We start from the raw sequence: 20,139 nt of genomic DNA on the forward strand, positions 1-20,139 counted from the left end.
AATGCGTCATATCTTAGCCGCAAGCCGAACAGAGCGGAATGCCCTTGTTAGAGCATCGGCTTCAAATTGCCGTGGCCAGATCCTGCTTGTCGCCCATCAAAGGCGTCTGTTGATCAGCCAACCAACGCGCCACCAATGGCCAGACTTCGGCTTGAGCGGCTTTGCTGACCAGCATTTCAACGTGACCAAAATTGTCGCCAAAGCCCTGCTCGCGACCAAGTTCAATGAATTGCTTGTGCTCGGAACCGATCTGGTCAAACAGTTTGCGACACGCCCACGTCGGGTCCTGATGATCGCCAACCGCGCTTACAGCCAACACCGGCATCGCAACGTTGGCCAAGCCAGCCCACCAGTCCTTGTCGGAATCGCCGAATCGCCCAAACAAGCCGTACCAGCGCATGCTTTCCAGGGCCAGGCCAATCGGCTCGTCCTCCGGGCCGCGCTTGAGCCGGGATCCCGACAGCTGTGCAAAGCGCTTGAGAATAAAACGCCCGCTCCATTCCACCGGTGGAATTTTCAATGGCCAGTAGGTCCGGCTGACCTGCGCACCAAAGAACGCCGCAGACGCCACCACAGGCTCGCCGATGTACTCACCGCCCAATGCCGCTGCCAGCGTGATACCGCCCAGTGAGTGACCGATCCAGTGCGGAACCTGACCGCTTTGCTCACGCACAAACGCGCCAATGGCAGGCAAATCGTAACGAGCGTAATCGGCGACACGGTTCTTGCGGTAGCCCTGGTTACGCTGGGACAGGCCATGACCGCGCATTTCCGGGATCCACACGTCGAATCCCAGACGCGTCAGGTAAGCACCCAACCCCAGCCCTTTCGGGGAAAACCAGAAGCGCCGATTGGAGAAGCTGCCGTGCAACAGAATCACCGGCACACCGCGCCCCACCGGTCCATCGGCCATGCCCAGCCGAGTAACGGCCAGTTCGACGCTAGGGTCCGGGCTGTTGGCCGGTTTCAATCGATAAACATCTTCGCTCAGATCACCGCGCCGTTCGGCGCTGATCAGGGCGACAGGAAATAGGTTGCTGCTGCTTTGCATAATGCTCTTGCACAAAAAAGGGCGGCATCCAGAGGAGCCCGCCCTACTCAATTCTTAAAGCCCCGGCCACTTGACCGGGGCTTCATTCAGATCAAGCCGAAGCCTGACCTTCAGCCAGGAAGAACCAGGTTTCCAGTACGGAATCGGGGTTCAACGAAACGCTTTCAATGCCCTGCTCCATCAGCCACTTGGCCAGGTCCGGGTGGTCCGAAGGACCCTGACCGCAAATGCCGATGTACTTGCCAGCCTTGTTGCACGCGGCAATGGCGTTGGCCAGCAGCTTCTTGACCGCCGGATTACGCTCGTCGAACAGGTGCGCGATGATCCCGGAGTCACGGTCCAGGCCCAGCGTCAGCTGAGTCAGGTCGTTGGAACCAATCGAGAAGCCGTCGAAGAATTCGAGGAATTCTTCAGCGAGGATCGCGTTGGATGGCAGTTCGCACATCATGATGATGCGCAGACCGTTTTCGCCGCGAGCCAGGCCGTTTTCGGCCAGCAGATCGATCACTTGGCTGGCTTCGCCCAGGGTACGGACGAACGGCACCATGATTTCGACGTTGGTCAGGCCCATCTCGTTGCGCACACGCTTGAGGGCGCGGCACTCGAGCTCGAAGCAGTCACGGAACGATTCGCTGATGTAACGCGAAGCGCCACGGAAGCCCAGCATCGGGTTTTCTTCTTCCGGCTCGTAGAGCTTGCCGCCGATCAGGTTCGCGTACTCGTTGGACTTGAAGTCCGACAGACGCACGATGACCTTTTTCGGCGTGAACGCTGCAGCCAGGGTGCTGATGCCTTCGACCAGTTTGTCGACGTAGAAGTCGACCGGGTCGTTGTAACCGGCGATGCGCTTGTCGACGCTGTCCTTGATGTCCTGCGGCAGACCGTCGTAGTTCAACAGCGCTTTCGGGTGAACGCCGATCATGCGGTTGATGATGAATTCCAGACGGGCCAGGCCCACACCGGCGTTCGGCAGTTGCGCGAAGTCGAAGGCGCGGTCCGGGTTGCCGACGTTCATCATGATCTTGAACGGCAGGTCCGGCATGGCATCGACGGAGTTTTTCTTGATGTCGAAGCCCAGTTCGCCTTCGAAGATGTAACCGGTGTCGCCTTCAGCGCAGGAAACAGTCACGCCCTGGCCGTCTTTCAACAGCTGGGTGGCGTTGCCGCAACCGACCACTGCCGGGATGCCCAGTTCGCGAGCGATGATCGCCGCGTGGCAAGTACGACCGCCTCGGTTGGTGACGATGGCGCTGGCGCGCTTCATGACCGGTTCCCAATCCGGGTCGGTCATGTCGGAAACCAGAACGTCGCCCGGCTGGACTTTGTCCATCTCGGACACGTCCTTGATGATGCGGACCTTGCCGGCGCCGATGCGCTGGCCGATGGCGCGGCCTTCAACCAGCACAGTGCCGGTTTCTTTCAACAGGTAACGCTCCATGACGTTGGCCTGAGTGCGGCTCTTCACGGTTTCAGGGCGGGCCTGAACGATGTAGAGCTTGCCGTCGTCGCCGTCTTTGGCCCACTCGATGTCCATCGGGCACTTGTAGTGCTTCTCGATGATCATCGCTTGCTTGGCCAGTTCGCTGACTTCGGCATCGCTCAGGCAGAAACGAGCGCGATCCGCTTTGTCGACGTCGATGGTCTTGACCGATTTGCCGGCCGTGGCGACTTCGCCGTAGATCATCTTGATGGCTTTGCTGCCCAGGTTGCGGCGCAGGATAGCTGGACGACCAGCAGCCAGCGTGCCTTTGTGCACGTAGAACTCATCCGGGTTCACCGCGCCTTGTACGACGGTTTCACCCAGGCCGTAGGCGCCGGTGATGAACACGACGTCACGGAAGCCCGATTCGGTATCGAGGGTGAACATCACGCCGGCGGTGCCGGTCTCGGAGCGGACCATGCGCTGAACGCCGGCCGACAGAGCCACCAGCTTGTGGTCGAAGCCCTGGTGCACACGGTAGGAAATCGCACGGTCGTTAAACAGGGAAGCGAACACCTCTTTGGCGGCGCGAATGACGTTTTCGACACCACGGATGTTCAGGAAAGTTTCCTGCTGACCGGCGAAGGACGCGTCCGGCAAGTCTTCGGCGGTAGCGGAAGAGCGCACGGCCACGGCCATGTCAGGGTTGCCGGCCGACAGCGTGGCGAACGCAGTGCGGATCTCGGCGTTGAGCTTCTCGGGGAACTCGGCTTCCATGATCCATTGACGGATCTGGGCGCCGGTACGGGCCAGGGCGTTGACATCGTCGACATCCAGGGCGTCGAGGGCGGCGTGGATCTGATCGTTGAGGCCGCTCAGTTCCAGAAAATCACGATAAGCCTGAGCTGTCGTGGCGAAGCCACCGGGCACCGATACACCGGCACCTGCAAGGTTACTGATCATCTCGCCCAGGGATGCGTTCTTGCCCCCTACGTGCTCTACATCATGGACGCCGAGCTTATCGAGGGAAACTACGTACTCTACCAAGGTGATCTCTCCACTAACTGTGTTGGAAAAGCTCAGAAGCCGGCTGCTCAAAGGAGCGTTTGCCAGCTGTATGGCCTGGACCTGGAAAATAAGTGAGAATGCGGGCCACTGGCGGCCGACAAACCGCGCCTATCATATCCAAGATTCGTCATTAGCTTAAGGCCCAAGGTGCAAATGAAACGATCTGCTTTCTTTATTTCCGACGGTACCGGCATCACGGCCGAAACCCTGGGTCAAAGCCTCCTGGCGCAGTTCGAAAACATTACCTTTAGCAAATTCACGCGACCGTATATCGATAACGTGGATAAAGCGCGGGCCATGGTACAACAAATCAACAAAGCCGCTGAAACCGACGGCTTCCGGCCGATTATTTTCGACACCATCGTCAATCAGGACATCCGTGAGATCCTCGCAACCTCCAATGGTTTCATGATCGACATTTTCTCGACGTTCCTGGCACCGCTTGAGCAGGAATTGACCGAGCATTCTTCTTACACCGTGGGCAAATCCCACTCCATCGGCGCCAACACCAATTACATGGAACGCATCGAGGCGGTGAACTTCGCCCTCGACAACGACGATGGCGCCCGCACGCACTACTACGACAAGGCCGATTTGATCCTGGTCGGCGTGTCGCGTTGCGGCAAGACCCCGACCTGTCTGTACATGGCCATGCAATTCGGCATCCGCGCGGCCAACTACCCGCTGACCGAAGACGACATGGAACGCCTGACCCTGCCAAGCGCCCTGCGCGCCCATCAGCACAAGCTGTTTGGCCTGACCATCGACCCGGACCGCCTTACCGCGATCCGCAACGAGCGCAAGCCTAACAGCCGTTATTCAAGCTATGCCCAGTGCGAGTTTGAAGTGCGCGAGGTGGAAAACCTGTTCCGCCGCGAGAACATTGCTCACATCAATTCCACGCATTTTTCGGTGGAAGAGATTTCCGCGAAAATTCTTGTGGAAAAAGGTGTGGAGCGGCGGTTCAAGTAGTTCTGCGTCGCCTGTTATATCGCCATCGCGGGCAAGTCGAATCGTCGCACCGCCGCTCCCACAGGGAACGTATTCCAAATGTGGGAGCATGGCTTGCCCGCGATGAACGATCACACGGTCTCCTAGATAACAAATAAATCCACAAACCGGTTCACCGGTGTCGCTTCAAGCTTCTGCTGATCCTTGCACAACGCAAAAATCGCCTCACTTCGCTGCCCAGTGAATCGTGTCAGCAGGTTCGCCCTGAACTTGTCCTCCAGCAATGGAATGCCATCGACACGGCGCCGACGATGGCCGATCGGGTACTCCACCACCACGTTCTCGGTTCTGGAGCCATCCTTGAAAAACACCTGAATCGCATTGGTGATCGAGCGCTTGTCGGCTTCCAGGTATTCACGGGTGTAAACCGGGTTTTCGACGATGACCATTTTCTCGCGCAGGACGTCGATGATCGGATGCGCCTTGTGGAAGTCATCCTCGTAGTGCTCGGCCACCAGATTGCCGAAGGCCAGCGGCACAGCAGTCATGTACTGGATGCAGTGATCGCGATCGGCGGCGTTGGCCAACGGACCAACCTTGGAAATAATGCGAATCGCCGATTCGTGGGTGGTGATGACGATCCTGTCGATATCGTGCAAACGGTTTCGAACCTGCGGATGCAAGGTGACTGCCGCTTCGCATGCCGTTTGCGCATGGAACTCGGCGGGAAAACTGATCTTGAACAGCACGTTTTCCATCACATAACTGCCGTATGGCCGCGAGAAACTGAAAGCCTGTTTGTCTTCGGGCTTAAGCGCCAGGTCGTTGTTGGTGTGGCTGAACAATACGTCGTAAAAGCCCCACTGCTTGGCACTCAACACACCGGGAATGCCCATCTCGCCACGCATCGCAATGTCCGCGAGACGCACACCACGACTGGACGCATCTCCCGCCGCCCATGATTTGCGTGAGCCGGCATTCGGCGCATGGCGATAAGTGCGCAATGCCTGACCGTCAGCGAATGCGTGGGACAACGCCGAGAGCATCTGCTCGCGGTTGGCGCCCATCAGTTTGGCGGTGACGGCGGTCGAGGCGACTTTTACCAGGATGACGTGATCGAGACCGACGCGGTTGAAGGAGTTTTCCAGGGCGATTACGCCTTGAATCTCATGGGCCATGATCATTGCTTCGAGGACCACGCGAACCGTCAATGGCGCATCACCATTGGCCAGACGCTTTTGCGACAAGTGATCCGCCACCGCGAGAATGCCGCCGAGATTATCCGACGGATGACCCCATTCAGCCGCGAGCCAGGTGTCGTTGTAGTCGAGCCAGCGCACAATGCACCCGATGTCCCAGGCTGCCTTGACCGGATCGAGCCGGTAACTAGTCCCCGGCACCCGGGCGCCGAACGGCACGACCGTGCCTTCCACCAAGGGCCCCAAATGCTTGGTGCATTCGGGAAACCGCAGGGCCAGCAGGCCGCAACCCAAGGTATCGATTAGGCAGTTGCGCGCGGTATCCAGCGCCTCTTCTGACTCGATCTTGTAGTTGAGAACGTAATCGGCAATGTCCTGCAGGACCTTGTCGTAGTCGGGACGGTTGTTCAGGTCGACGTTGGCACTCATGTTCGATTCACTCTGCACGTGGCTCGTTGATGGGACCTCGGTTCAGGACATTCTCAGTCAATGACAAATTCTTGTTATTGAAATGCGTCCCCTGTAGGAGCACGGCTTGCCGGCGATGACGATTTCAAAGACGCCATCGCCGGCAAGCCGTGCTCCTACAGGGGACGGTGTCGCTTAGAACGAGTCGCCCGGTACGCGGACAAACCCTTCCATCAATACCCGCGCACTGCGGCTCATGATGGCTTTGTTCACGACCCACTCACCGTTGACCTGACTAGCCTCGGCGCCAACGCGCAACGTGCCGGACGGATGGCCGAAGCGCACTGCGTTGCGCTCAACACCGCCTGCCGCGAGGTTCACCAACGTGCCGGTAATTGCCGCTGCCGTGCCAATGGCTACAGCCGCTGTGCCCATCATCGCGTGGTGCAATTTACCCATCGACAATGCACGTACCAGCAGGTCGACATCACCCGCCGCAATTGCCTTGCCGCTGGACGACACGTAGTCCGCCGACTTGGCCACGAAGGCCACCTTAGGGGTGTGCTGACGCTTGGCCGCTTCGTCGAGGTTCGAGATCAGGCCCATGCGCAGTGCGCCATAAGCACGAATCGTCTCGAACATCGCCAGCGCTTTCGGATCGCTGTTGATCGCGCCCTGCAATTCGGTGCCGGTGTAACCAATGTCCTCGGCATTGACGAAAATCGTCGGGATGCCGGCATTGATCATGGTCGCCTTGAAGGTTCCGACACCGGGTACTTCGAGGTCGTCCACCAGGTTGCCGGTAGGGAACATCGAACCGCCGCCGCCCTCTTCTTCCGCCGCAGGGTCCATGAATTCGACCTGTACTTCGGCGGCCGGAAAGGTCACGCCATCAAGTTCGAAATCACCGGTTTCCTGCACTTCACCGTTGGTGATCGGCACATGAGCAATGATGGTCTTGCCAATGTTGGCCTGCCACACACGAACCACGGCCACGCCGTTGTACGGGATGCGGCTGGCGTCCACCAGACCATTGCTGATGGCAAACGAACCGACTGCCGCCGTCAGGTTGCCGCAGTTGCCGCTCCAGTCGACGAAAGGCTTGTCGATGGACACCTGACCAAACAGATAATCAACGTCGTGATCAGCCTTGAGACTTTTCGACAGGATCACAGTTTTGCTGGTGCTGGAGGTTGCGCCGCCCATGCCGTCGATTTGCTTATCGTACGGATCGGGGCTGCCGATCACGCGCAGCAACAAGGCATCGCGGGCCGGGCCAGGAATTTGTGCCACTTCGGGCAGGTCTTTCAGGCTGAAAAACACGCCTTTGCTGGTGCCGCCACGCATGTAGGTGGCAGGGATTTTGATCTGAGCTGCGTGAGCCATGTGCTCGTTACTCCTTACCTTGAAAACAGACACGGGACTTGAAGTCCCGTGTCCGTACAGCGTGTGTTAAACGGCGACTGCCGATTCTTCGAGGAAGTCCTGGGCAAAGCGTTGCAACACGCCGCCGGCCTCATAGATCGACACTTCTTCAGCGGTGTCGAGGCGGCAGGTCACCGGCACATCGACGCGTTCGCCGTTCTTGCGATGGATCACCAGCGTCAGCTCGGCGCGCGGTGTGCGCTCGCCGATCACGTCGTAGGTTTCACTGCCGTCGATGGCCAGAGTGTGACGGTTGGTGCCGGCTTTGAATTCCAGCGGCAACACGCCCATGCCCACCAGGTTGGTGCGGTGAATGCGCTCGAAACCTTCAGCGGCAATCGCTTCCACACCCGCCAGACGCACGCCCTTCGCCGCCCAGTCGCGGGACGAACCCTGACCGTAGTCGGCGCCGGCAATGATGATCAGCGGCTGCTTGCGCTCCATGTAGGTTTCGATGGCTTCCCACATGCGCATCACTTTGCCTTCCGGCTCGACCCGTGCCAGCGAACCCTGCTTGACCTTGCCGTTTTCCAGAACCATTTCGTTGAACAGTTTCGGGTTGGCGAAGGTGGCACGCTGCGCAGTTAAATGGTCGCCCCTATGAGTCGCGTAAGAGTTGAAGTCCTCTTCCGGCAGGCCCATTTTCGCCAGGTATTCACCGGCGGCGCTGTCCAGCATGATCGCGTTCGACGGCGACAGGTGATCGGTGGTGATGTTGTCCGGCAGCACTGCCAACGGGCGCATGCCCTTGAGCGGACGTGCCCCGGCCAGCGCGCCTTCCCAGTACGGCGGACGGCGGATGTAGGTGCTCATCTCGCGCCAGTCGTACAGTGGCGCAACTTTCGGGCCGGTGTCTTCGTGGATGGCGAACATCGGGATGTAGACCTGACGGAACTGCTCCGGCTTCACCGATGCCTTGACCACGGCGTCGATTTCTTCGTCGCTCGGCCAGATGTCTTTCAGGCGGATTTCCTTGCCATCGACCACAGCCAGCACATCTTTTTCGATGTCGAAACGGATGGTCCCGGCGATGGCATAAGCAACCACCAGCGGCGGCGAGGCGAGGAACGCTTGCTTGGCGTACGGGTGGATCCGGCCGTCGAAGTTGCGGTTGCCGGACAGTACAGCGGTGGCGTACAGGTCACGGTCGATGATTTCTTGCTGGATCACTGGGTCCAGTGCGCCGGACATACCGTTGCAGGTGGTGCAGGCGAAGGCGACGACGCCGAAGCCCAGCTGTTCCAGTTCGTCGGTCAGACCGGCTTCATCCAGGTACAGCGCGACGGTTTTCGAACCTGGTGCCAGGGACGATTTCACCCATGGCTTGCGGGTCAAGCCGAGCTTGTTGGCATTGCGCGCCAGCAGGCCGGCAGCGATGACGTTGCGCGGGTTGCTGGTGTTGGTGCAGCTGGTGATCGCAGCGATGATCACGGCGCCGTCGGGCATTTGGCCAGGCACGTCGTCCCACTGACCGGAGATGCCTTTGGCGGCCAAATCGGAAACTGCCACGCGGGCGTGCGGGTTGCTCGGGCCGGCCATGTTGCGCACGACCGTGGACAAGTCGAAGGTCAAGCCGCGCTCGTATTGCGCGCCCTTCAGGCTGTCGACCCACAGGCCGGTGGTCTTGGCGTAGTTCTCGACCAGTTGCACCTGATCATCTTCACGGCCAGTGAGCTTGAGGTAGTCGATGGTCTGCTGGTCGATGTAGAACATCGCAGCCGTGGCGCCGTATTCCGGGGCCATGTTGGAAATGGTTGCGCGGTCGCCCAGGGTCAGCGCGGCAGCGCCTTCACCGAAGAACTCCAGCCATGCGCCAACCACTTTTTGCTGGCGCAGGAACTCGGTCAACGCCAGCACCATGTCGGTGGCGGTGATGCCCGGTTGCAGCTTGCCGGTCAATTCAACACCGACGCTTTCTGGCAGACGCATCCAGGAGGCACGCCCGAGCATTACGCTCTCGGCTTCGAGACCACCGACGCCGATGGCGATCACGCCCAGCGCATCAACGTGCGGGGTGTGGCTGTCGGTGCCGACGCAGGTGTCGGGGAACGCCACGCCGTCACGCACCTGGATCACCGGAGACATTTTCTCCAGGTTGATCTGGTGCATGATGCCGTTGCCTGGCGGGATCACGTCGACGTTCTTGAACGCCTTCTTGGTCCAGTTGATGAAGTGGAAACGGTCTTCGTTACGACGGTCTTCGATGGCGCGGTTCTTCTCGAACGCGTCCGGATCAAAACCACCACGCTCGACGGCCAGGGAGTGGTCGACGATCAATTGGGTCGGCACCACCGGGTTCACTTGCGCAGGATCGCCGCCTTGCAGGGCGATGGCGTCACGCAGGCCGGCGAGGTCGACGAGTGCGGTCTGGCCGAGAATGTCGTGGCACACCACGCGGGCCGGGAACCACGGGAAGTCGAGGTCGCGCTTGCGTTCGATGAATTGCTTCAGGGATTCGGTGAGCGTGGCCGGGTCGCAGCGACGCACAAGGTTTTCCGCCAGCACGCGCGAGGTGTACGGCAGGGTGTCGTAGGCGCCAGGGGCAATGGCTTCGACTGCCGCGCGGACGTCGAAGTAATCCAGATGGCTGCCGGGCAGCGATTTACGAAATTTTGTGTTCATCGTCAGGACTCGGTCACGGTAATTACAAAGGGTGGGGGCTGGCATTGCATTGAAACCGATCCCCTGTAGGAGCCGAGCTTGCTCGCGATGGCGGTGTATCAGTCGACATCAATGTTGAATGTCAGACCGTCATCGCGAGCAAGCTCGGCTCCTACAGGTTCCCGATTAGCCAGCCCTCACCATTCAGCGTTGTTCGATTGGCACGAACTTGCGCTGTTCGACGCCGGTGTACTCGGCGCTCGGGCGGATGATGCGGTTGTTGGCACGTTGTTCGAACACGTGGGCAGCCCAACCGGTCAGGCGCGAGCAGACGAAAATCGGTGTGAACAACTTGGTGGGAATGCCCATGAAGTGGTACGCCGAGGCATGGTAGAAGTCGGCGTTCGGGAACAGTTTCTTTTGCTCCCACATGGTCTTGTCGATGGCTTCGGAGACCGGGAACAACACCTTGTCACCCACTTCGTCAGCGAGTTTTTTCGACCAGCCCTTGATCACTTCGTTGCGCGGATCGTTGTCCTTATAGATCGCGTGACCGAAGCCCATGATCTTGTCTTTACGCTCGAGCATGCCGAGGGTGCCTTCGATCGCCGCTTCTGGCGAGCTGAAGCGCTCGATCATTTCCATCGCTGCTTCGTTGGCGCCGCCGTGCAGCGGGCCACGCAGCGAGCCGATCGCGGCGGTGATGCAGGAAAACAGATCCGACAGGGTGGACGCACAAACACGCGCGGTGAACGTCGACGCGTTGAACTCGTGCTCTGCGTAAAGGATCAACGAAACGTTCATCACCTTGACGTGCAACTCGCTCGGCTTTTCACCGTGCAGCAGGTGCAGGAAATGGCCACCGATAGACTGCTCGTCAGTCACGCAGCTGATGCGCTTGCCGTCATGGCTGAAGCGATACCAGTAGGTCATGATTGCTGGGAACGCGGCCAGCAGACGGTCGGTTTTGTCGTGCTGCTCGGAGAAATTGTTCTCCGGTTCCAGGTTACCCAGGAACGAGCAGCCGGTACGCATCACGTCCATCGGGTGGGCGTCGGCGGGGATGCGTTCCAGCACTTCTTTCAAGGCTTGCGGCAGGTCACGCAGCTTGCTCAGTTTGCTGACGTAGGCGTCCAGTTGCGCTTTGGTCGGCAGTTCGCCGTACAGCAGCAGGTAGGCGACTTCTTCGAACTGAGCGTCAGCCGCCAGTTCACGAACGTCGTAGCCACGATAGGTCAGGCCTGCGCCCGATTGGCCCACGGTGGACAGTGCGGTTTGCCCGGCAACCTGGCCACGGAGCCCGGCGCCACTGAGTACTTTTGCTTCGGCCATTGCTGTCTCCAGAATTCTTGAATTTGTTAGGGAGTTGTTCGACTTACTTCTTCGCAGCAAACAACGCATCGAGCTTCTGCTCGAAGGTGTGGTAGTCGATGCGATCGTAAAGCTCCATGCGTGTCTGCATGGTGTCGATAACGTTCTGTTGCGTGCCGTCGCGACGGATCGCGGTGTAAACGTTTTCCGCGGCTTTGTTCATTGCGCGGAAAGCGGACAGCGGGTACAGCACCAGCGATACATCGGCACCGGCCAGTTGCTCGGTGGTGTACAGCGGGGTCGCACCGAATTCGGTGATGTTGGCCAGGATCGGCGCTTTCACGCGGCTGGCGAACAGCTTGTACATGTCCAGTTCGGTGATGGCTTCCGGGAAGATCATGTCGGCGCCAGCCTCGATGCACGCAGCAGCGCGATCCAGGGCAGATTCCAGGCCTTCGACTGCCAAGGCGTCGGTGCGAGCCATGATCACGAAGCTGTCATCAGTACGCGCATCCACTGCGGCTTTGATGCGGTCGACCATTTCCTGCAACGAAACGATTTCTTTATTAGGACGGTGGCCGCAACGCTTTGCGCCGACCTGGTCTTCGATGTGAACGGCGGCAGCGCCGAACTTGATCATCGACTTCACGGTACGAGCGACGTTGAACGCCGAGGAACCGAAACCGGTGTCCACATCCACCAGCAGCGGCAAGTCGCAGACGTCGGTGATACGACGCACGTCGGTCAGTACGTCATCCAGGCCAGTGATGCCCAGGTCCGGCACGCCGAGGGAGCCGGCAGCCACCCCGCCACCCGACAGGTAAATCGCCTTGAAACCGGCGCGCTTGGCCAGCAACGCGTGGTTGGCGTTGATCGCGCCGACCACTTGCAATGGATGCTCGCTGGCGACCGCATCGCGGAAACGCTGGCCTGGAGTGCTCTTGTTCAAACTCATGACTCACCTCGTTTGGCTGTCGGGTTAGCGCCGTCCTGGTAATGACGGGCGATATTACGTTTGGAGGCGCCGATGTGACGGCGCATCAACAACTCGGCCAGTTCACCGTCACGGTCGGCGATGGCATCGAGAATTCGGTGGTGCTCGGCAAATGCCTGGTGCGGGCGATTGGGTACGGTGGAAAACTGGATGCGGTACATGCGCACCAGTTGATAGAGCTCGCCGCAGAGCATTTGGGTCAGCGTGCGGTTGCCGCTGCCCTGGATGATCCGGTAGTGGAAGTCGAAATCGCCTTCCTGCTGGTAGTAGCCTCGTCCGGCCTGAAACGCCTCATCGCGCTCGTGGGTTTCGAGGACGCGGCGCAGTTCGTCGATTTCTTCGAGGGTCATGCGCTCGGCGGCCAGACGGCAGGCCATGCCTTCAAGGGACTCACGGATTTCGTAGAGTTCCAGCAACTCGGCATGGTTCAGCGAAACCACTCGTGCCCCAACATGCGGCACGCGCACCAGCAGACGCTGGCCTTCCAGGCGATGGATCGCTTCACGCAGCGGCCCGCGGCTGATGCCATAGGTGCGCGCCAGCTCCGGCTCGGAGATCTTGCTGCCCGGGGCGATCTCGCCCTTGACGATGGCCGCTTGAATACGCCGAAAGACGTTTTCGGAAAGTGTCTCCGAATCGTCTTGGGTAGTGAGCGGGGGATCCAGTTGATCCAACATATTGTCGACACCTTGAAAGCTGATGCCGCAAAAACTAGCGAAAACAGGCCGCACAGTCAAAGGTTAATTCGATATTGTCGACAATCGTCTAATAACCGACCGCACCATAACAAAGCAGCACAATGGTTTATAGCCGCCTGCCAGCGCTGGCGCCATCAAACCACCGTGCTAGAATGCCGCCCGCATTTGTTTGTGGCATCTGCACTGCTTGTCATAAATAGCTGACAGGCATACGAGGGAGCTTGTGCAGCAATGCCAGGGCCTTGAATCGAAGTACGGACCGCTGCGCGCCAGGATTTATGAGACTCAAGCCCTTCCCGACATTCCTTTATCTACTTTGCCTGCCCGGTTTTGCCGCGGCAGGGGAAAAGACGGTGTACGGCCTTAACGAGTACGCGTCCCTGGATGGCATCAACCTTGAAGTCGCGGCCAAACTCGACACCGGAGCGAAGACCGCTTCTCTGAGTGCCCGCGACATCAAACGCTTCAAACGCAATGGCGAGTCCTGGGTGCGCTTTTACCTGGCTATCGACGCCGCTCATTCGCACCCGATCGAACGCCCACTGGCCCGTGTCAGCAAGATCAAGCGCCGGGCCGGTGACTACGACCCGGAAGAAGGCAAGAAGTACACGGCCCGCCCGGTGATCGAGCTGGACATTTGCATAGGTTCGGCTTTGCGCAGCATCGAAGTGAACCTGACCGACCGCAGCGCTTTCCAATACCCGTTGTTGATCGGCTCCGAAGCGCTCAAACGCTTCGACGCGCTGGTCGACCCCAGTCTTAAATACGCTGCTGGCAAACCCGCCTGCGCCACCGACGCTCATACCGCAGAGTAATTCCAATGCGCTCTCTTAACCTCCATCTGAAAATGCTGATCGCCATCCTGGTGGTGCTGGGCATTTCAGTTACGGCCTATCAGATCTTCGTGCTCGGCATTCCCGTGACCGAAGACGCCACCGACGACTTGTGGAACATCGACGCCAAGGTCGAGTTCGTCGCCAGTGCCAAAGACCCGGTCAAGATCCAGATGTTCGTGCCGCCGCTGAGCCGCGACTTCGTCAGTCTCAACGAGAGCTTCATCTCCAATAATTACGGTGTGGCGGTGAACCGTGTCGACGGCAACCGCAAGGTCACCTGGTCGGCGCGCCGGGCCAAGGGCAACCAGACACTGTATTACCGCCTGGTGCTGACCAAGCGCTACTCCGGCGAAAAATCCAAAGTCAAAGGCCCGACCTTCCGCGACAGCATCGCCGTCGAAGGCCCGGAAAAAATCGCCGCCGAAGCCCTGCTCGCGCCGATTCGCCAGCACTCGGCCGACGTCGAAACGTTCATTGGTGAGGCGATCAAGCGGGTCAACAACCTCAGCGACGACAATGTGAAACTGCTGCTGGCTGGAGATCCGTCCAGCGCGAACAAAGCCAAAATCGTCGAGCTGGTACTGTCCATCGCCCACGTGCCGGTGGAAAAGGTCCACACCATTCGTCTGGTGGCCGATCAGCCGCAAGTACCTGAATTGTGGCTGCGCAGCTTCAACGGCACCGACTGGCTGTACTTCAACCCGGAATCCGGGGAACAAGGCCTGCCGACCGACCGCTTGCTGTGGTGGACCGGCGACGAAAACCTGATCACGGTCGATGGCGGCAAAAAAGCCAACGTGACTTTCAGCCTGAACAACAGTGAAATGAACGCCATTCGCCTGGCCAAGCTGACCGATGAAAACACCGACGCCAACTTCCTCGAATACTCGCTGTATGGCTTGCCGCTGCAAACCCAGCAGACGTTCATGATCATGGTGATGATCCCGATTGGCGTGCTGGTGATTCTGATCCTGCGCAACCTGATAGGCATTCAGACACTCGGCACCTTTACCCCGGTGCTGATCGCCCTCGCCTTCCGTGAAACCCAACTCGGCTTCGGCATCGTGCTGTTTACGATCATCACAGCGCTGGGGCTCTCGCTGCGTTCCTACCTGGAACACCTGAAGCTGCAAATGCTGCCGAGGCTGTCGGTGGTGCTGACTTTCGTGGTGGTGCTGATCGCGACCATCAGCCTGCTCAGCCATAAACTCGGCCTGGAACGCGGGCTGTCAGTGGCGCTGTTCCCGATGGTGATCCTGACCATGACCATCGAACGCTTGTCGATTACCTGGGAAGAACGCGGCTCGGGCCATGCCATGAAAGTGGCCATCGGCACCCTGTTCGCCGCGTCCCTGGCGCACTTGATCATGACCGTGCCGGAGCTGGTGTACTTCGTGTTCACCTTCCCGGCGATCCTGCTGATCCTGGTGGCCTTCATGCTGGCAATGGGTCGCTATCGCGGTTACCGCCTGACCGAACTGGTGCGCTTCAAGGCGTTCCTGAAGAAGGCTGACGCCTGATGTTCGGTTTCTGGAAGACCTGGAAGGCCCTGGAAGCCCGGGGCATCATGGGTATCAATCGGCGCAATGCAGACTACGTGCTCAAGTACAACAAGCGCAGTCTGTACCCGATTGTCGATGACAAGATCATCACCAAGGAGCGCGCCATTGCTGCCGGCATTCATGTGCCGGAATTGTATGGCGTGATTTCTACCGAGAAAGAAATCGACAACCTCGACGAGATCATCGGCGGGCGCACCGACTTCGTGATCAAACCGGCCCAGGGCGCGGGCGGTGACGGCATCATTGTGATTGTCGACCGTTTCGAGGGCCGCTACCGCACGGTGTCTGGCAAGATCATCAGTCATGAGGAAATCGAGCACCATGTCTCAAGCATCCTCACCGGCCTGTATTCCTTGGGCGGTCACCGCGACCGCGCGCTGATCGAATACCGGGTGATCCCGGACCAGATCTTCAAGAGCATCAGCTATGAAGGCGTGCCGGACATTCGCATCATCGTGCTGATGGGCTACCCGGTGATGGCCATGTTACGCCTGCCGACCCGGCAATCCGGCGGCAAGGCGAACCTGCACCAAGGCGCGATCGGCGTCGGCGTCGACCTCGCGACCGGCGAGACACTGCGCGGTACGTGGCTGAACAACATCATCACCAAACACCCGGACACCACCAACGCCGTGGACGGCGTGCAACTGCCCTACTGGGACGGTTTCATGAAACTCGCTGCCGGCTGTTATGAGCTGTGCGGATTAGGTTACATCGGCGTTGATATGGTCCTGGACCAGGAAAAAGGCCCGCTGATCCTTGAGCTCAATGCCCGGCCGGGGTTGAACATTCAGATCGCCAACGATTGCGGCCTGACCTTGCGCACGCACGCGGTCGAAGCGCGTCTGGAAGAATTGAAGGCTCGCGGGATTACCGAGAAGGTGAAGGAGCGAGTGGAATTTGCGCAGGAGATGTTTGGGCATATTCCGGTGGTTGAAGTCTGATCCGGGACCGAGTCGCCACCATCGCGAGCAAGCTCGGCTCCTACAAGGATTGCGCAAATCCTGTAGGAGCCGAGCTTGCTCGCGATGGCGGATTTCCAGCCGATACAACACTCTACCCGTCCCCCAACCTGCCAATCCCCGACATCTCCTCTAGGAGCAAATCCTGCAGAGGACTACAATCGCCACCCCGCCTCGATGGCTGATCCGTCCCGCCCATGTTGACCTGTTCCGTACATCCACTCCCTTATCGCGCCAACCCCGCCGAGTACTTCGCGGCGATTCGTCATGCCCCCGGTGCCGTGCTGCTCGACAGTGGCCGGCCGAGTGCCGAACGTGGCCGTTTTGATCTGCTCAGCGCCTGGCCGCTGGAGCAATTGGCGGTGCTGCCTGACGAAAGCGGCAGCGATTTCCTGCAACGCCTGCGCGACCATCTGACACGACTCGGTGAAGCGGCTGTTCCTCATGAACTGCCCTTCGCCGGCGGCCTGATCGGTTATCTGAGCTACGACTTCGGTCGGCACCTGGAGCATCTGCCGAGCCAGGCGCAAGACGATCTGCACTTACCCGACGCGCGTTTCGGGTTGTATGACTGGGCCTTGATCAGCGATCACCACGTGAAGACCAGTCAACTGGTGTTTCACCCGTCGTTGATCGAAAGCGAACGCCAGCGTCTGATCACGCTATTCAGTCAGCCGACCGCTGAAGCTGTTGAACCCTTCACACTGAAAGCGCCGATGAAGGCCGATCTGAGCGCCGACGAGTATCGACGGGCGCTGGAACGTATTCAAAACTACATCCAGGCCGGCGATTGCTACCAGGTCAATTTCGCCCAACGCTTCCGCGCTGAGTGCCAAGGCGATCCATGGGCGGCGTATGTCGCCCTGCGAGCCGCGTGCCCGACACCCTTTTCCGGTTTCCAGAGCCTGCCCGATGGCGGCGCGGTGCTGAGCCTTTCCCCGGAGCGCTTCGTCAAAGTCAGCGAGCGTCATGTGGAAACCCGCCCAATCAAAGGCACCCGCCCGCGCGGCCTGACCGCAGCCGAAGATGCCGCGAACGCCGCCGAACTGCTGGCCAGCCCCAAGGACCGCGCGGAAAATTTGATGATTGTCGACCTGCTGCGCAATGACTTGGGCCGTACCTGCCGCATCGGCTCGGTGCGGGTGCCGGAGTTGTTCAGCCTGGAAAGCTATCCGAACGTGCATCACCTGGTGAGCAGCGTGACCGGTGAACTGGCGGATGAGCGGGATGCGCTGGACCTGATCGCCGGCAGCTTCCCCGGCGGCTCGATCACCGGCGCACCGAAGATTCGTGCGATGCAGATCATTGATGAGCTGGAGCCGACCCGGCGCGGCTTGTACTGCGGGTCACTGCTGTATCTGGATGTGCGCGGCGAGATGGACAGTTCCATCGCGATTCGCAGCTTGCTGGTCAAGGATGGGCAGGTGTGTTGCTGGGGTGGCGGCGGGATTGTCGCCGATTCCGAATGGCAGGCTGAGTACCAGGAATCGATTACCAAGGTAAAGGTACTGCTCGATACCCTGCAGAACCTTTAAAAGCATCGCGGGCAAGCCTTGCTCCTACGGGTTTTGAGTCGTTCCGATTTCCGGCGTACGACACAAAACCTGTAGGAGCAAGGCTTGCCCGCGATGGCGTCCTCGAAAACGATTACAGACCCAATGCCCGATTCGAAGCCTTGATAAACTCCTGCTTCAGCTCTTCAAATGTGTGCACCGCCGGAAACTGCGGGAACTCGCGGATCACATTGTCCGGCGCATGGAACAGAATCCCGGCATCCGCCTCACCCAGCATCGTGGTGTCGTTGTAAGAATCCCCCGCCGCGATCACCCGGTAGTAAAGGCTCTTGAAGGCCAAAACCGACTGACGCTTGGGATCTTTCTGACGCAACTGATAGCTGGTCACCCGACCCGAATCGTCGGTAATCAGACGATGGCAGAGCAAGGTCGGGAAGCCCAGTTGACGCATCAGCGGCTGGGAAAACTCGTAGAACGTGTCTGACAGAATCACCACCTGAAAACGCTCACGCAGCCAATTGACGAACTCAATGGCGCCATCGAGCGGCTTGAGCGTGGCAATCACTTCTTGAATATCAGTGAGTTTCAAGCCGTGTTCGTCGAGGATTCGCAGACGTTGCTTCATCAGCACGTCGTAATCGGGAATGTCCCGAGTGGTGGCCCGGAGCGATTCGATCCCGGTTTTTTCGGCGAAAGCGATCCAGATTTCCGGGACCAGTACACCTTCAAGATCCAGACAGGCAATTTCCACAAGACACTCCCATTTGTATTGATTATTGAGTCGAGCGAGTAAAAAGACTGCCGAACTCTAGCGATTCAGACTGATCGGCGCAACGCAGAGGGCGCGCCAGCGACTGCAGGATTTTGTTACCATCAGGACCATATAGAGCGCCCAGCGCCACCGACCTGTAGGAAGCCGCCCTGATGAGCCCAACGTTCGACGTCGTGGAACTCGCCACGACCTATGCCAATAAATCTGCGCAGGACATTCTGAAACTCGCGTTTGCCGAGTTTGGCGATGACCTGTGGATATCTTTCAGCGGCGCCGAAGACGTGGTGCTGGTAGACATGGCCTGGAAACTGAACAAGAACGTCAAAGTGTTCAGCCTCGACACCGGCCGCTTGCACCCGGAAACCTACCGTTTCATCGATCAGGTGCGCGAGCACTACAAGATCGACATCGAACTGGTGTCACCGGACCACACGAAACTTGAACCGTTCGTGAAGGAAAAAGGCCTGTTCAGTTTCTACAAGGACGGCCATGGCGAATGCTGCGGTATCCGCAAGATCGAGCCGCTGCGCCGCAAGTTATCCGGCGTAACCGCCTGGGCCACCGGTCAGCGCCGTGACCAGAGCCCCGGCACCCGCAGCGCCGTCGCCGTGCTGGAAATCGACACCGCGTTCTCTACCCCCGAGCGCACCCTGTACAAATTCAACCCGTTGGCGCAAATGACCAGCGAAGAGATCTGGGGCTACATCCGCATGCTGGAGCTGCCGTACAACAGCCTGCACGAGCGCGGGTTCATCAGCATTGGCTGCGAACCCTGCACCCGGCCAGTGCTGCCGAATCAGCATGAGCGCGAAGGTCGCTGGTGGTGGGAAGAGGCGACGCAGAAAGAATGCGGGTTGCATGCCGGGAACATCATCAGTAAATCCAAGGCATAACCTGTAGGAGCCGAGCTTGCTCGCGATTGCGGACTGCCATTCAACCTCTATTTTGACTGTTAGACCGCTATCGCGAGCAAGCTCGGCTCCTACAGGATCGTGACTGGCTTTAGAAATGTGTACACACGAATGTCACCATAGGTGCCATTTGTGTGTGCACTTTTTGTTTCTACGCCCCAAAAAGTTACACCCTCTTCTTCAGACTTCCTCAGTCGATCATCCCCGCAATTCCCATCGAAAAATAAATAGCTGTTCAATCGGTCAATTTATATCGCCTTTTTTTCAATTACTTACTGGAAACCGATAACAAAACGAAATTACTAAAGGTTTTCATAGATCCCTGGCTGGCATGGATCTGGCTTCAGTGCATACATGTTTTGTATACAATCACATCAAAACATACACACACTTTCGATCCGCAAGCCTGAAGCGCCCTATCCCGTACAGGCTGCAGATGCCCCGTAACCAATGATG

At 58.9% G+C, this 20,139-nt stretch carries 15 protein-coding genes; 6 read left to right on the plus strand and 9 right to left on the minus strand.

What is annotated here, in order from left to right; translation table 11 throughout:
• Positions 1–61: 61 nt before the first annotated feature.
• Together AC1DWM_RS07915 and ppsA are read right to left on the minus strand one after the other, a co-directional pair.
• Positions 62–1,051, minus strand: coding sequence for an alpha/beta fold hydrolase (locus AC1DWM_RS07915; RefSeq protein WP_477794952.1), 990 nt, complete (start codon positions 1,049–1,051; stop codon positions 62–64).
• A gap of 91 nt (positions 1,052–1,142) precedes the next feature.
• Positions 1,143–3,518, minus strand: a complete 2,376-nt coding sequence (gene ppsA / locus AC1DWM_RS07920) for a phosphoenolpyruvate synthase (RefSeq protein ID WP_007944516.1) — start codon at positions 3,516–3,518, stop codon at positions 1,143–1,145.
• Between the two features lie 174 nt (positions 3,519–3,692).
• Here ppsA and ppsR point away from each other — a divergent pair, with 174 nt between their 5' ends.
• The gene (gene ppsR / locus AC1DWM_RS07925) at positions 3,693–4,511 is read left to right on the plus strand and encodes a posphoenolpyruvate synthetase regulatory kinase/phosphorylase PpsR (RefSeq protein WP_223516734.1); all 819 of its coding nucleotides are present in this window, start codon (positions 3,693–3,695) and stop codon (positions 4,509–4,511) included.
• 122 nt (positions 4,512–4,633) lie between these two features.
• Here the strand turns inward: ppsR and prpD are convergent, their stop codons facing one another.
• From prpD to AC1DWM_RS07955, 6 genes are all read right to left on the minus strand, one after another.
• A complete protein-coding gene (gene prpD / locus AC1DWM_RS07930) occupies positions 4,634–6,118 on the minus strand; it encodes a 2-methylcitrate dehydratase (RefSeq protein WP_223516736.1) in 1,485 nt (494 codons plus the stop codon).
• 174 nt (positions 6,119–6,292) lie between these two features.
• Positions 6,293–7,483 (minus strand): 2-methylaconitate cis-trans isomerase PrpF, encoded by a 1,191-nt coding sequence (gene prpF, locus AC1DWM_RS07935; protein WP_223516738.1) that lies wholly within the window; start codon positions 7,481–7,483, stop codon positions 6,293–6,295.
• 66 nt (positions 7,484–7,549) lie between these two features.
• A complete protein-coding gene (acnD, locus tag AC1DWM_RS07940; RefSeq protein WP_477794953.1) occupies positions 7,550–10,144 on the minus strand; it encodes a Fe/S-dependent 2-methylisocitrate dehydratase AcnD in 2,595 nt (864 codons plus the stop codon).
• 183 nt (positions 10,145–10,327) lie between these two features.
• Positions 10,328–11,455 (minus strand): bifunctional 2-methylcitrate synthase/citrate synthase, encoded by a 1,128-nt coding sequence (prpC, locus tag AC1DWM_RS07945; RefSeq protein ID WP_223516748.1) that lies wholly within the window; start codon positions 11,453–11,455, stop codon positions 10,328–10,330.
• Between the two features lie 43 nt (positions 11,456–11,498).
• The gene (prpB, locus tag AC1DWM_RS07950) at positions 11,499–12,389 is read right to left on the minus strand and encodes a methylisocitrate lyase (protein ID WP_027922545.1); all 891 of its coding nucleotides are present in this window, start codon (positions 12,387–12,389) and stop codon (positions 11,499–11,501) included.
• Positions 12,386–13,102 (minus strand): GntR family transcriptional regulator, encoded by a 717-nt coding sequence (locus AC1DWM_RS07955; protein ID WP_404942948.1) that lies wholly within the window; start codon positions 13,100–13,102, stop codon positions 12,386–12,388. The genes prpB and AC1DWM_RS07955 overlap by 4 nt, the downstream gene beginning before the upstream one ends.
• A 302-nt stretch (positions 13,103–13,404) precedes the next feature.
• Here AC1DWM_RS07955 and rloA point away from each other — a divergent pair, with 302 nt between their 5' ends.
• The 4 genes from rloA (at position 13,405) to pabB (ending at position 18,021) form a co-directional block, all read left to right on the plus strand.
• Positions 13,405–13,941 carry a retropepsin-like aspartic peptidase RloA gene (gene rloA / locus AC1DWM_RS07960; protein WP_477794954.1) on the plus strand — a complete coding sequence of 179 codons (537 nt, stop codon included), beginning with the start codon at positions 13,405–13,407 and terminating at the stop codon, positions 13,939–13,941.
• A gap of 5 nt (positions 13,942–13,946) precedes the next feature.
• Entirely contained in the window at positions 13,947–15,482 is a 1,536-nt protein-coding gene (gene rloB, locus AC1DWM_RS07965) for an osmotic stress tolerance membrane protein RloB (protein ID WP_477794955.1), read from the plus strand.
• Entirely contained in the window at positions 15,482–16,468 is a 987-nt protein-coding gene (locus tag AC1DWM_RS07970; protein ID WP_223516753.1) for an alpha-L-glutamate ligase-like protein, read from the plus strand. Before rloB ends, AC1DWM_RS07970 begins: the two co-directional genes overlap by 1 nt.
• Before the next feature lie 215 nt (positions 16,469–16,683).
• Positions 16,684–18,021, plus strand: coding sequence for an aminodeoxychorismate synthase component I (pabB, locus tag AC1DWM_RS07975; RefSeq protein ID WP_223516755.1), 1,338 nt, complete (start codon positions 16,684–16,686; stop codon positions 18,019–18,021).
• 112 nt (positions 18,022–18,133) lie between these two features.
• Here the strand turns inward: pabB and thrH are convergent, their stop codons facing one another.
• Positions 18,134–18,751, minus strand: a complete 618-nt coding sequence (gene thrH, locus AC1DWM_RS07980; protein WP_223516757.1) for a bifunctional phosphoserine phosphatase/homoserine phosphotransferase ThrH — start codon at positions 18,749–18,751, stop codon at positions 18,134–18,136.
• Between the two features lie 173 nt (positions 18,752–18,924).
• Between thrH and AC1DWM_RS07985 the strand changes: the two genes are divergently transcribed.
• Positions 18,925–19,665 (plus strand): phosphoadenylyl-sulfate reductase, encoded by a 741-nt coding sequence (locus tag AC1DWM_RS07985; protein WP_223516759.1) that lies wholly within the window; start codon positions 18,925–18,927, stop codon positions 19,663–19,665.
• The last annotated feature ends 474 nt before the right edge of the window (positions 19,666–20,139 follow it).

This window comes from Pseudomonas sp. P4_C8 (assembly GCF_056401975.1).

Coding starts and splice junctions, on each gene's coding strand:
- prpC (WP_223516748.1), bottom strand. CDS start 11,455: ATGGCCGAAGCAAAAGTACTCAGTGGCGCCGGGCTCCGTGGCCAGGTT.
- ppsR (WP_223516734.1), top strand. CDS start 3,693: ATGAAACGATCTGCTTTCTTTATTTCCGACGGTACCGGCATCACGGCC.
- rloA (WP_477794954.1), top strand. CDS start 13,405: ATGAGACTCAAGCCCTTCCCGACATTCCTTTATCTACTTTGCCTGCCC.
- AC1DWM_RS07985 (WP_223516759.1), top strand. CDS start 18,925: ATGAGCCCAACGTTCGACGTCGTGGAACTCGCCACGACCTATGCCAAT.
- prpB (WP_027922545.1), bottom strand. CDS start 12,389: ATGAGTTTGAACAAGAGCACTCCAGGCCAGCGTTTCCGCGATGCGGTC.
- pabB (WP_223516755.1), top strand. CDS start 16,684: ATGTTGACCTGTTCCGTACATCCACTCCCTTATCGCGCCAACCCCGCC.
- prpF (WP_223516738.1), bottom strand. CDS start 7,483: ATGGCTCACGCAGCTCAGATCAAAATCCCTGCCACCTACATGCGTGGC.
- prpD (WP_223516736.1), bottom strand. CDS start 6,118: ATGAGTGCCAACGTCGACCTGAACAACCGTCCCGACTACGACAAGGTC.
- AC1DWM_RS07915 (WP_477794952.1), bottom strand. CDS start 1,051: ATGCAAAGCAGCAGCAACCTATTTCCTGTCGCCCTGATCAGCGCCGAA.
- rloB (WP_477794955.1), top strand. CDS start 13,947: ATGCGCTCTCTTAACCTCCATCTGAAAATGCTGATCGCCATCCTGGTG.
- AC1DWM_RS07970 (WP_223516753.1), top strand. CDS start 15,482: ATGTTCGGTTTCTGGAAGACCTGGAAGGCCCTGGAAGCCCGGGGCATC.
- acnD (WP_477794953.1), bottom strand. CDS start 10,144: ATGAACACAAAATTTCGTAAATCGCTGCCCGGCAGCCATCTGGATTAC.